The 12,887-nt window shown below is 45.9% G+C and carries 10 protein-coding genes; 8 read left to right on the top strand and 2 right to left on the bottom strand.

What is annotated here, in order from left to right:
- From QI197_08090 to QI197_08075, 4 genes are all read left to right on the top strand, one after another.
- Positions 1 to 1,038 (top strand): nucleotidyltransferase family protein (locus QI197_08090; protein MDK2373319.1); only part of this gene is annotated, 1,038 nt, incomplete at its 5' end.
- Positions 1,039 to 1,061: 23 nt separating this feature from the next.
- Complete coding sequence (locus QI197_08085) at positions 1,062 to 2,138, top strand: glycosyltransferase family 4 protein (GenBank protein ID MDK2373318.1); 1,077 nt, start codon at positions 1,062 to 1,064, stop codon at positions 2,136 to 2,138.
- A complete protein-coding gene (locus QI197_08080) occupies positions 2,131 to 2,823 on the top strand; it encodes a class I SAM-dependent methyltransferase (protein ID MDK2373317.1) in 693 nt (230 codons plus the stop codon). The genes QI197_08085 and QI197_08080 overlap by 8 nt, the downstream gene beginning before the upstream one ends.
- 322 nt (positions 2,824 to 3,145) lie before the next feature.
- Complete coding sequence (locus QI197_08075) at positions 3,146 to 6,862, top strand: hypothetical protein (protein ID MDK2373316.1); 3,717 nt, start codon at positions 3,146 to 3,148, stop codon at positions 6,860 to 6,862.
- Here the strand turns inward: QI197_08075 and QI197_08070 are convergent.
- Positions 6,748 to 7,635, bottom strand: a complete 888-nt coding sequence (locus QI197_08070; GenBank protein ID MDK2373315.1) for a glycosyltransferase family A protein — start codon at positions 7,633 to 7,635, stop codon at positions 6,748 to 6,750. The two genes, QI197_08075 and QI197_08070, sit on opposite strands and share 115 nt — an antisense overlap.
- Before the next feature lie 238 nt (positions 7,636 to 7,873).
- On the opposite strand from QI197_08070, the gene QI197_08065 reads away from it, so the two are divergent.
- The 4 genes from QI197_08065 (at position 7,874) to QI197_08050 (ending at position 12,131) form a co-directional block, all read left to right on the top strand.
- Positions 7,874 to 8,527: a hypothetical protein gene (locus QI197_08065; GenBank protein MDK2373314.1), complete on the top strand. Its 654-nt coding sequence runs from the start codon at positions 7,874 to 7,876 to the stop codon at positions 8,525 to 8,527.
- Positions 8,528 to 8,688: 161 nt separating this feature from the next.
- Positions 8,689 to 9,528: a glycosyltransferase family 2 protein gene (locus QI197_08060; protein ID MDK2373313.1), complete on the top strand. Its 840-nt coding sequence runs from the start codon at positions 8,689 to 8,691 to the stop codon at positions 9,526 to 9,528.
- Entirely contained in the window at positions 9,480 to 10,580 is a 1,101-nt protein-coding gene (locus QI197_08055) for a glycosyltransferase family 4 protein (GenBank protein MDK2373312.1), read from the top strand. The genes QI197_08060 and QI197_08055 overlap by 49 nt, the downstream gene beginning before the upstream one ends.
- Before the next feature lie 381 nt (positions 10,581 to 10,961).
- Positions 10,962 to 12,131, top strand: a complete 1,170-nt coding sequence (locus tag QI197_08050; protein MDK2373311.1) for an oligosaccharide flippase family protein — start codon at positions 10,962 to 10,964, stop codon at positions 12,129 to 12,131.
- On the opposite strand, the gene QI197_08045 is transcribed toward QI197_08050, so the two are convergent.
- Positions 12,112 to 12,882, bottom strand: a complete 771-nt coding sequence (locus QI197_08045) for an SDR family NAD(P)-dependent oxidoreductase (protein MDK2373310.1) — start codon at positions 12,880 to 12,882, stop codon at positions 12,112 to 12,114. The two genes, QI197_08050 and QI197_08045, sit on opposite strands and share 20 nt — an antisense overlap.
- Between the last annotated feature and the right edge of the window lie 5 nt (positions 12,883 to 12,887).

Below are 12,887 nucleotides of genomic sequence, written 5' to 3'. Positions count from 1 at the left end.
GTTATCTCCCTCCTGAGAGATAAGTTATTGGAACAACTTGATCAGGGAGATAGGGTGCTTTCATATATCCTAATGCCTTCCGAAGAAGTAACGGTCGGATGGGAAGGAATCGATTGGCTCCGTTTGTTGGGAGACGCGTCGAGAAATGGAGTGGAGTTAGCGCTACTCAAGAGGATCGTTCGCTTGGACTCCCTTCCCCCTGAGATGGAGAAGATCGTAAGGATAGGGCTCCAAATATGCTATGAAATGATGGGTAGAATTAGAAGGACCATCCAGCTCCTCAAAGAAACTCTGAACGTCGATTTCATCATCTTCAAGACGTCTTCTGATGAAATAGGCGTACCTACTGATGTAGATGTGTTAGTTAAGCCCGAAGATTTTGATATGGTAAGAAAGTCCCTAAGAGATCTTGGAATGATCGAGAAGAGACATAGATTTCATAGCGCTAGGACTTTCCTTTCAGAGGAGCTAGTTCCCGTCGATCTCCATTACGAGATATCTTGGTCAGGTAATAGAGCCCTAGATTCTCTTGAAGTATGGCGAGATGCGGTAGAATCTAGGATCTTTGATGAGCCAGTTCTGATGCCCAGTCCTGAGAGAGAACTCTTGATCATCGCAGGCCACTCAGCTTTTCAACACCATTATGTTACCTTGGGGGATTTCCTCATCATGCTGAGATTATTGAGCAAAGTGAAACGCTTAGGGACCGTTAAACATCCAGCTGTCAGGAATATCCTCCGTTATGTGGTGGCTAAAGGTCTCTTAATGTGGGATATAGATCTCAGGGACAAGGTGGAGGGGTTGGAGTCAGCCCCCCCCTTGAGGATCGAATCCTTAGTGTCTCCCATCTATTTTCTACCACTTGATCTAATTCCTAGAAAAAAGCCTATCGAAATCCTAGATTGGATGTTAACTATTTACAGGAGATTGAGGTACGTTCTATTCAGATGGTTACCCTATAACGAGGACTGGCTGGTACCCTTTTTAAAAAGTAAAGTACGTGAAAGCGTGTGGACCATGCCTCGATCCTGTCGATAATTCATTCTACTCAGCCAGGTGGGGTGGCAAGGGTAGCTATTTCCGAGACCGAGATGTTGAGAAGGGAGGGCTTCAACGCGTCCATAGCCTCTATCGTTAGGAGCAGAGACGAATGGCCCTTATTCGAGGAAAGGGGAATCAAACCACTATATTTTTTTGGCGACGAAATCTTCGGAAGGATTTTCCATGGAATACTCCCATTCCAGCGGATGAACTTGTTAGACCGTTATAGGTATCTGATCCTCCATAATCTACCCTCCGCAATCATCATAAGGAGACATAAGGCCCTTACACGATCAATTAAGATACTCTACCTCCATGATCCCCATTCATACTCGCTTACAGGATCTATCCTAGGCTATATACTCTCTAGTAATAAGGCTCTAATGATGAGAGCAGAGAAGGATATACTCAAGCGGATTGATATGGTTCTTGTTAACAGCATATCCTCACTCAACAAATTAAAACAGATTCATTGCCGCGGTATCCTCTCGAAGGTCAGAGTTCTCTATCCCACTGTGAATGTCCCACTCGACAGGAGAGAGATTAGGACCGAGAGGGAGGGCTACATAATCATCTTGGGGAGGATTGACCATGAAGCATTCATAAATCTCGCTAAAATAGCAAGATTAGTCAAGTGGAAAATCGTAATAGCTGGCTATGGTAATAAAATGAATCCTAATTTTCGAAGAATACTGGAGCTCTATAGAGATCTAATCAAGAGAGGGAGGGAGGTAAGGGTAGTGCTCTCTCCCTCTGATAGAGAAGTCACTAATCTGCTGAAAAACGCTAACCTATTCGTTTACCCGGGACACGAGAACTTCAATATGAGTGCTATGGAGTCAATGTCCGTGGGGACCCCCGTATTAGTGGCAGACACATCGGGTGTATGCGAGTTGATGCCCTTCGACCTAAGAGAGAGCTTATGCCTTCCTAAACACAGCACTAGTATGTGGGTTGAGAGAATAAACGAGATAATGAGAGGTGATCCCCTTAGCTTGGGAATGAAGTGTTGGGAGGTAACTAGGCGATATAACCTGAGCAGCCATATGAATGAAATGCTGAGCATAATCAACCGCTTAGGTGATCGACATGCCTAGTAGGAAATTTAAGCTCGATTACAACGAAGAATATTATCGTGATATGAAAGCTTATCCAAAAAAGCACATGGCAAAGTTCATCTTACATAAATTAGGAGCGCTAAAATCGCCTGAAAGTGTTAAATGGTTGGACATCGGATGTGGGACAGGAAGCATGATCAAGGAGCTCTTAGATCTGGGAATAGATGCCTATGGAATAGAGATCTCGAGGGCGGCCATAGAGATGGCTCCAACCAAGGTTAAATCCCGTATAGTCGAGGCATCCATTCTAAAGATCCCTTTCATTGATTCTGAGTTTCATGTGGTCTCAGCAATAGATGTCGTTGAGCACGTGCATCCCAGAGATATATTTCAGGCTATATCTGAGATATGTAGGATAATGAGACCTAGTGGCTACCTCATACTAACAACGGCTAATCCTTGCAAGGCCAGCAGGTGGCTATATGATCTCACCCATATCAACGTTAGACCCTTAAGATTTTGGAAGGATCTGCTGGAGGACTCATGCTTCAAGGTTAAGTCGAAGTACATACCATCCGATATAGTTTCATACTTCAAATCGTTATCATCACTTAGCATCACCCCAATTCTAACCATCGGCGAGCCTATTAGATATCTTCTGGGCTGGTACTACCATCATGTAAAGGGGAGGCTTTATCTTCTTGCTGAGAAGATCGATGAATAGAGCACTTATAATGAATCTAGCCATAGCTGCTGTTCTAGCCATCCCTTCAGTAGTCTATTTTCTTAATCCTCTCATGTCTCATAAGATCTTAATTATGGGCGACAATAGGTATGCTCTCTCAGTTCACGAGCATCTTCAGCATCACTTGAATAAAATATTCATTCATGCCCCGAAGATACCCCTCCTCCTCTTCATAATGTTATTTAGTACTGTATTGGATGATGTATCATCAGAGATCCTATTTAATGTCGCAATTTTATATATTAGTTCCCTAATTATTTACTTCTCTAATAAATATTTTTTGGAAAAAGCCCTCCCTGGATTGAGGGAGTACAAATACGGCGTCTCATCAGCGCTAGGGGTTTTGTTCTTCATCTACAATCCTTGGACAACGAATAAGGTAGCTCATCACTATTGGCTCGTATTAGCTCTAGCATCGTCCTATATGCTCCTCTCTGAAATTGACAAGATACTTAAGTCCCCTTCCGGGCCTAGTTTCGGGAGCATCGCTAGACTATCGGTTCTTATAGCTCTCATATCAACGCAGGTCCAATCGCTGATCATATATGCTGGACTGATGCTGGGACTTTATCTCCTCATACAGGCGAAGTTTTCCGGAAGGGAAATAATCTCTTGGATCATTGACTGGAGAATTTTCTTAGGTTTTCTCACCGCGGTTTTGCTCGATAGCTGGTCACTCCTTCCACAGATCCTCACGGTATTTTACGGTGTTTCAGGTCCTACAGGGTTCCAGAGCTATGGTAAAGTTATAGAGAACGTTGAGCTCCTCTCTAGGAGAGCTTCCCTTACTAATGCATTCCGTTACTCAGGAAGCTGGCTTTGGGGCGAGCCAGCTAACCCAGACTACTCCATACTCTTCATGAGGATGGATCTATGGGAACCACTCAGTCTCTTAAGCCTGCTTGTCTTGGTTTTAAGCCTTGGAACGTACTTCTCTTTCGTTAGGAGGCACAGAGAGCAAACAAGCTATGCCGCTTATTTTTCCACTTTATGGGTTATAGGCACTGTCTTATCTACGGGAAGCAAGTATCCCCTCATAGGTGATCTGTATAAGGCCTTTTTCATGGAGTTCCCGCTGGGATGGGTAATAAGGGATCCTTACAAGAACACCGGTTTGAGTGTCATCGCTGCTAACTTCCTATACGCTCTGCTAGCGGGATCCCTGTCCCATAGCAGGGGGCATCTTGACCGAGGGGGAGGGAGAAGTAAGAGCCTAACAATATCCATATTCCTCCTTATGATAGCATCTATAGTCTTCCTCGGATGGCCTGCAATGACGGGAAATCTCAATGGCCATTTCGAGAGATACCTCCATCCCTTCCCCTCGGATCTAAACGATACATTGAATCTCGTGAAGGCGATGCCAGAGGCGAAAGACTACGAAATATTCTTTCTTCCTATGACTGGATATCATCTCACATATTCTGATATCCCCCAAATGAGCATAAGCTCCCTTAACTCTTTTAGGGAAATAGGAGAATCGAATGGGGGCTTTCTTAACCATCTATTCAATACAAGCGCGGCTGGTGATATTTCATCCATTCTAGAGGGACTTTCCGTTAGGTATCTGGTTTTAAGAAGCGATGCTCTAGAAGAAAATGGGAGGAAACTAGTAGAAAAATCAAAAGATTTTCTGAGACGTTCCCCCTTCTTCAATCCATTATCGGAGGAGGGAAATTTCTCCTTATACGAGATTAGAGGGGCAAGGCCTGTCATTTATGCCCTAAGCAAGATAGCCTACTCTACCTACCTTGATACATCGATGGGCTTAAAGCTGAATGGGTATACCGTCTATCCCTACTTCGAGGACATGGTGATCATCACTAATGGACCTCCCAAGCTCCCTAAGGTACTGCTCATCTATCCTAGATCGGATCATCATAGACCCAAGAACTTCTGGTCTACTGGAATGTTCGGTGGAGGCTGGCTCAATAACTTTTTCGTTTACATTGATAAGTTAGGTGTGAAAAGTTGGAGCTCTGATTACTCAGTTGTTTTCACTTGGACCCCCTACACACTGCTCACCGATGATCCGCAGGTTAGCGAGCAAGATATAGTCCATAGGATCGATTTCGAAAGACCGTTGAAGATAGAGGTCAAACACCCCGATATCCTGTCCATCCACCTCTCCCCCACTGCTAAGCACGGTAAATGGAGCCTACTGGTCACGGTTTCCCGCGGTAAAGGGATCCCTTGGAAGATAATTTCCACTGATTACCTCAGAGTAGAGCCGAACCGATGGTATCAAGTGAGAGCATGGGTCGAGGGAAGGGACGTAGTTGGTCTCCATGGCAAGATCTATTACTACGATGAGAACAAGAGCTATCTCGGTTTAGATTACCTCTTCCTCGGTAGATCAGGAACCTTCGATTGGAGGGAGTTCTCAGTAAACGTACTCACTCCTCAGAGAACTAGGTATGTGAAAGTCCAGTTCTGGATCAGACAGAATGAGAGCTCAAGCTCCTGTTATAGGATAGATGACATCAGAATCTACGACCTGAGGAGATTCACCGTGCCGAATATCCTGAGAGTCCCTTTGAGAGTAAGGGAGGATGGAAACTACATCCTCTTGGTAAAGGCATTTGTAAGCAAGGTGGGAGGCGCCCTCAGGATCTCCTTCAACGGAAGGACCTTCAATTTGAAAACGCAAGACGACACCAATAAGTTCAGATGGATCAAGATAGGAAGCTTTCAGCTGAGACCTGGGGATTATCTTATAGAAATGCAGGCTTTAGATGGGTTTAATGCGGTAAGTGAGATAGCTCTAGTCCCCATAACTATATACGAGACGTTAGGGAAGATACTATCTGATGCAGAAGAGAGTTCAATACTCCTTCCAATCGAGGCGGAGGGTTCCCTTCATTTCAATGGTGGACTGATCATGAATGACGGGAACGCTAGTAACGGCGAGTGTCTCCTGTTACTCCCAGGAGGAATGGCTTGGACAGACCTCAAAGTCCCCACAACTGGCGATTATATCCTCTCATTGGGCATTAGAGGAGCCTTCTCTGTGTGGATAGATGATATGCAATTCTTCCTCTCGTCCCAAAGCATCTCACCTAAGTACATAGGTCCTATTAAGCTAGAGGAAGGAAACCATACTTTAAAGGTCCTCTTCAAATCAACATACTACGAGAAGTCTTGGAACTTCAGGCGGAGAGAAGACCTCACTGCTTGGCTCGACAGGAACTTTAATAGACAGTTTGGAGCGAATATAAGCTACTCAGTGGATGAGAAGGGCAATCTGGTGGTTTCACTTCATGGTTCTACTTGGGGCTGGAAGACCCTGAAGTCTCCCTTAATACAGGTCAACAGATCTCTGATCTATAGATTCTCATTCAAGATAAGATCTATAAACGGATCGGCCATTCACCTCAAGATATCGGAGTACGGATCGGACGGTAAGATCGTTCGGATGTATTATAAGGGATGGATAGGAGATGGCTCTTTCGACTGGAAAGAGATCAAAGTTGAACACAAAGTGAGCGATTCTTCGGTTAGGTATTTAAGCTTAGAAATATGGTATGGTTTCATGACGCCATATCCCTTACCTAATGTCATGGAGTTGAAGGATTTTAGAGTAATTGGCTATAGGACCTCTTGCTTGGATGATATTTGGATCTACTCGACTGATGAAGGTAAGATGAAGAGAAGAGAGGACTTATTCCCCCCTCCCCTTAACATCACTTTCAGGAGGATATCTCCGATAGAGTGGAGGGTCAGGGTCAACTCAAGCGGGCCTTTTTTACTCATCCTAGCAAAGCAGTATGATCCACTTTGGACTGCGAGGGTATACTCTGACAGCTATACTAAGGAGGTCCCACCAATAATGGTGAATAACATGATAAATGGTTTCTGGATCGATGAAAGGGGGGATCTCAGGATAGATATCGTTTATAAGCCTTATGAGTGGTTTCTACTGGGATTGACTCTCTCCCTACTCACTCTATTAGCGAGTTTCCTCACCTTCCTGCTCAGATCACTCAGAAGACTAGGTATAACCTCTCCATTTATGTGACCCGCTAGAACGGATATAAACTCCATCAGCTTGAGGATAAGGACCCCCATAGCCAACCCTGGGTGAGAGTAGAACCTCCTATTTCTAAGGAATATTGAGACCCTTCTCAACGGGTTTAACTGATCATCCGCCGTGTACTCCCCATATCTATCCAAGTAAAGCGCTAGAGTCTTGCCATAGTAGTATTTCTTCTTGAGCCACCTTATTAGAGAGAAGTCCTCCTCATGGTGGTAAATAAAGCTGCCCACCCTGTAATCGACGTTATATCCTGCCATCCTCAGCTTGCTAGGGAGAGTGGCCTCCTCGAAAAATACCAGATCCTCATCGAAACCACCTACCATCAGGGCTAGATCACGCCTAAAGAACCTGGCTGACTCAATTTGAGTGCCTGAGTAGAATGATCTCTCGAAATTCCTGACGGTAACCCACCAAGAACTTCCTACAGACCTCTCTGGTATAATAGCTCCCCCAAAGTTGGGAGAGGACTGGGCTACCTCCACGCATTCTTCTATTAAAGTGGGGCTGAGCTCCATGTCCGAGTCTATAAAAATTATGTACTCACCTCTCGCCCTCCTTAGCCCTATATTCTTAGCAGCAGACCTCTCTGAGGATGCTTTAATTACAATAGCCCCGTACTTCTCGGCTATCTTAATGGTTCCATCCTCGCTAAAGTTGTCAACGACTATTATTTCTAGATTTGGGTAAGTCTGATTTAGGACAGACTTCAAGCATACGTCTAGGGTCCTACTGGAGTTCTTAGTTGGTATAACCACTGAAACTAAAGGTTTCAGTTGGGTTTCAGATGGCAGAAGGATTCCCTCCGATATTACCCATCTTCGGAAGAATTATATTTTTATCTGATTTAATCCTATCTAGCAAGATATGCTCGCTAGACACCTCGTTATCTTTTTCATTGCTATTATCACCCCCCTGCCCCTAACTCTCGTAGAATGTCTCCCCCCTAAGCTTGAGGTAGTACCCCAGAACCTCTCATTTGAGACAGCTAATGGAGTGCTGGTCGTCAGGCTAATGAATGGAACTAGTGGCAGTTTAATCATCTACGGAGATTGGATCGGGGAAGCACATCCATACCTAAGGGTAGCTGGTGTTGAAATCGACGCATTATATGGTGTAGCGAAGACAAATGAGGGTAGAGTCCTAGTTATCATAGCGAGTGGAAACTTCACATGGACCGAATTAAATCTCTCTGGATTAATTAAAGTTAAATCCATTGAGTTCGCCATTTTTGGTGACCCAAGGAAGTCAGTCCTCTATATAGACATCAACGATAATATGGAAAGAATGCCCTCAAATCTAGAGATAGTAGGAAATATATTAAGGGATAGTAATTATCCAGAGGAAATTAATTTGATTAGCACAGAGAATTGTATTATAGTCAAAAAAGGCAGGTGGACACTCCCTCAAACTATTTTAATTCTCCTGATCTCGGCGATAATCGGATTAATCACTCTTACCTCGATAAATACGATTCGCAGAATGATGGAAAAGTCCAAACCCTTCATAGTGGCCGCATTGCTCTCTTATCTAGTTATCTTCTCGCAATTCGGACTGTCATCCCTCAGAGAGATAAGCGCACTTATCTTCTTGCTGTCTTTTATAATTCTTCTACTTCTCCTAATCAGTTCATCATGGTACTATCACTAAATTACGAGGATCCAAATACATCTTGGCTTTAGCAGACCAATATTGCAAATCAACGTAAGAGGATAAAAAAATGTAGATAAAATAGGCAAATCATCATATGATATTGTGCTCTCAAGGAGGCTCTGTATGGAAATTTAAATGTTAATGGAGGATTTAGCTAGATGGGAGCCATGGTGAAGGGATCAAGCTCCGGGTTCATTGAAATCTCTGTAATAATCCCGGCTTATAACGAGGAGTTCTCTATCAAAAATACGATCGAAAAGCTTGCGGCGATATTGAGTGATATAACTAACGATTGGGAGATTATAGTAGTTGATGACGGCAGCGACGATCACACATGGGGGGTAGTACTGGCCCTGCAACGTGTCCTTCCACAGTTGATTGCTGTAAGATTAACCTCTAACATGGGAAAGGGGTATGCCTTAAGAAGGGGATTCATGGAATCCCGTGGCAAGATAATAATGTTCTTAGACGCTGATGGGGATATAGATCCATCAATGATCCCATTATACCTCAGAGTTCTTTCGGAAAGTAGAGCAGATGTTGTCATAGGTTCTAAGAGACATGCAGATTCCGTTGTCACCTATCCCTCACGTATCAGATATTTGGCTAGCCGAGTATTCTCCGCACTAGCTAGGATCTTTTTGGGGATTCCTTATAGCGATACCCAAACTGGAATGAAGATATTTAAGAAATATGTGCTAAATGACATACTCCCCTTAGTAACTGATGCAGGTTTCGTGAGCGATTCTGAGATGCTCGCTATAGCTCACAAGGCGGGATTCAGGGTGATAGAGGTCCCTGTTATAGTGAACTACTCCAGCAAAAGCACTGTGACTCTGACGACTATCTTATCTATGCTCATATCTTTGATCAAGCTATCCATATCCCTCCGCACTAGGAGAATAACGCGTTCGATTGTCCAGAGGGAGGTGGTCTCCCGATCGGGAGAATCGGATCAGGAGTTGTTAGAGTACTCTGGTTTAATTGGAGAGATTTAAGGAACCCGGAGTCGGGAGGAGCTGAGATTTATACCCATAACATAGCTAAGAGGCTCGTTAGACGAGGGATCGAGGTGACTCTCTTTACATCCAATTTCAGCGGAGGTTCTGAGCTGGAGAGGATAGATGGAGTTGAGATCATTAGGCGTGGCAAGGGGCTCTCTGTGTTCAAAGAGGCTAAAAAGTTCTGTGAAAGACATCACGGGGAGTACGACGTTATAGTAGATGAGATAAACACTAGGCCCTTCATGGTGGTTAAAAGGGTAGGGGAGAGTAGAACGCTGGCCCTTATACACCAACTGGCTAGGGAATTCTGGTTTTATGAAACCCCCCTACCTCTGGCAGTCATAGGCTATGCCTTCCTAGAGAGGTGGTGGTTGAGGAGATACAGGGGAGTCACAACGATCACAGTATCAAGATCCACCGAGGAAGACCTAAGGAATCTGGGATTCAGGGATATCAGAATCGTACTTAATGGAGTAAACGTCGATCCCCTAGATAGCGTCCCAAAGAAGAGCGATTTTCCTACTGTGATTTATGTGGGTAGGATGAAGAGGGCGAAAAAACCAGAAGACGCTATCAAGGCCTTTCTAATAGTAAGAAGGAGATTAAAAGACATTCGTCTATGGATGGTGGGCGAAGGATACTTGAGGAGGGATTTAGAGAGGAGATATGGAAGAATCGTGAAATTCTTCGGCTATCTTCCCTCTAGAGAGAAGGATCTCTTGGTGAGGAGATCTTGGGTCATCTTGGTTCCAGGTGTCAGGGAGGGATGGGGACAGGTTATCACGGATGCCAACGCTCTCGGGACACCAGCCATCGGGTACGATATCAAGGGCCTGAGGGACTCAATCAAGCATGGATATAATGGTTTTCTAGTTTCGCCTAAACCGGAGGCCATGGCGAGGGTGCTAGAGAGAGTCCTCGTAGACGAGGAGTTAAGAGAAGAACTGAGTAGAAATGCCCTCTCTTGGGCGAGGCAATTCAATTGGGATAGGAGCGCTTTAGAGTTCGAGAGTATTGTGCGGGAAATAGCTGAGAGGAAGCAGTAGTCACTCTATTCTCCAACATGAGGGATTTCCCAAGCGCTTCTAACTAATAAATCAAAAACTACAGCCACGGCTGAGTTAGCAAACTCACTTAACTTAGCTCATTCTCAACCAGAACTCGCCATCAGAATTAGCAGCTCATGTCATGACAAGTTTCCTGACCTCAGATAACCTAAAGAGACCCTTATATCAGCGATAATAGAATCTCGGATCTTAAAATCCATAAACCCATCTATCCCCGAGGACCCTCGTGAAAAGTAATTCCCCCCCTTAGTAATTTGAAATCAGCCAGCTCAAGGATCTCCTCCCCATAGACATGTCCGTACCCTCCATCTGCTTTTTTAATTCCCTCACCCAATCACCGCTAATAGGGCGGTGCGCGAGTTGGTACTCGCCCCAAGGGACCTCATGAGGAATGCATTAGGTCAAGAAGGGCTGAGGCTGGTAACGGCCGGTAACATGGCAGTTGTGGTCTTGGGAGCCCTTACATGGCTGATACTAGCTAAGCTCCTTTCTGTTAACGAGTACGGTAGAGCGAATTTCTTCCTCTCTCTGGGAGTTCTCGTAGCTAGCTTCACTGGCTTAGGTCTCCCTACTACTATCCAGACCTTCCTGCCTAAGGGAGAGGATGAGCTGGTTCCACCCGCTGTTGTTCTAGTGATGATCACATCGCTCGCCGCTGGCATTCCCTTAGCGATTTTCCATCCATCCCTCCCGCTGATAGTGCTATCCAACTCCCTATTCGGTTTAGTTCTCAAGGAGAGGCTCGGCAGGAGGAAATACATGAGCTTCGCCATCCTCCAAGGGGTTAGTCGTCTATCGATTCTGGTAATAGTGCTAGCTCTAGTCCCCGTCTGGGGAATCGACGCGGTTCTTTATGGGTTCTCTATTGTGTACCTGCTGTTATCTCTTCGGATCTGTTCGGAAGTCAGGGGATTCAGGAACCTTGGGGCGCTCAGGAGGCATATGGGCTTCTCCCTAATGTCGCTACTCACCGGGGCTGTGGCCACCATGGGGGCGAGATTGGACAAAGTGCTCGTGGGCGCCCTCTATGGTGAGACCACACTGGGATACTATCAGCTGGCTTTCCAATTCTACTCTGCCATGCTAGTGATACCTTCCAGCTTGGGGAGCTATCTCCTGCCAGAGAAATCGTCGGGTAGGAGGACAAAGCTAGTAGAGCTCATGGGGCTGGGTCTCTCTGCCCTCACCGCAACCGCTGGCTTCTTCATCATCCCTGTCGTTATTGAGAAACTGTTCCCGAGGTTCTATCCCGTGAGCTCAGAGGTAGCTCAGATAGCAGCTTTAGCTATAATATTCGACGCTGCCTTCGTAATATGGTCAGCTGGGAAGTATAGTGAGGAGGATCCGAAGGCTGTGCTGCTGGTGAATTCGCTTTCCCTTTCCGTATTCGTGATCTTAATACTCTACCTTGGCTCCTCCATGGGTGTAGTGGGCCTGGCCATTGCTCTCCTCACCTACAGGGCTGTGGCCTCCCTGCTGGGGTTTATAGAGGGTAGGGTCAGCGGTCGGATCAACGCTCAGCATACCTAGAACCCGCCGTTGTGACTCTGCCAGCCGTCATACCTCCATCAACTACCAAGACCTGCCCGGTCACGTACTTAGCTTTGGGGGAAGCTAGAAAGAGTATAGCCTCCGCCACCTCTTCCGGCGTGGCTATCCTCCCCATGGGTACTAGGGAAGCGAATTCCCTCATCCTCTCCTCGCTTCCCGCTATTCCCCTCAGCATGGGCGTATCTGTCAGGCCTGGAGCCACTACATTTACCCTTATACCCCTTTCAGCTAGTTCAAGGGCTAAAGCCTTGGAGAAAGCGATAACAGCGGCCTTCGCTGAGCAGTAAGCCGTTCCTCTGGGGTAGGGGCTGACCCCTGCGGTGGAGCTCACATTCACTATGGCCTCACCCATGTGGGGCAATGAGAACTTGGTCATGAGGAACGTCCCCCTCAAGTTCACGGCTATGGTCCTGTCCCATTCTTTCACTCTCATCTCACTTAACGGGGCTCCAGTGAAGACGCCTGCCGCATTGACCAGTACGTCGATCCTGCCGTACTTGGATACCACCTCCCTAACGACTCTCTCAGCGTCTTCCTCCTTGGACACATCTCCCCTGTGGAAGGAGATCTCCCCCAAGTTCTTGAGCCTTTCTAGAGCCCCCCTACCTCTCTCCTCGTTTCTCCCCATGATCGCTACTCTGGCGCCCTCCTTGAGGAAGAGTTCAGCGGTAGAGAGACCTATCCCAGATGTGCCGCCAGTTACGAGGGCCACCTTATCCTCCAGCAGCATAAGTT

Source organism: Thermoproteota archaeon, from assembly GCA_030130125.1.
Classification (GTDB): Archaea; Korarchaeota; Korarchaeia; order Korarchaeales; family Korarchaeaceae; genus Korarchaeum.
The sequence above is the reverse complement of the archived record's forward strand: the minus strand, read 5'-3'. Positions and strand labels throughout refer to the sequence as shown.